The organism is Actinoplanes rectilineatus, assembly GCF_000962825.1.
Classification (GTDB): Bacteria; Actinomycetota; Actinomycetes; order Mycobacteriales; family Micromonosporaceae; genus Actinoplanes; species Actinoplanes rectilineatus.
Genome location: NZ_JZKF01000310.1, coordinates 1 through 203 on the forward strand (window position 1 = coordinate 1; position 203 = coordinate 203).

General features: G+C 59.1%; 1 protein-coding gene. It reads left to right on the forward strand.

Annotated elements, in window-relative coordinates:
• Positions 1–203: AMP-binding protein (locus WH85_RS46515; RefSeq protein WP_045748634.1), on the forward strand; the 203-nt coding region annotated here is incomplete at both ends.

Genomic DNA, 203 nt, shown 5'->3' on the forward strand with positions numbered 1-203 from the left:
TGTCGGTGGCGCCGTCCCGGCACGCTTATGTCATCTTCACGTCGGGGTCGACGGGTGTTCCCAAGGGTGTTCAGGTCACGCAGCGGAATGTGTTGCGGTTGTTCGCGGCGTCGGCGGAGCATTTCACGTTCGGTCCGGATGATGTGTGGTGTCTTTTTCATTCTTACGCGTTCGATTTCTCGGTGTGGGAGATGTACGGCGCG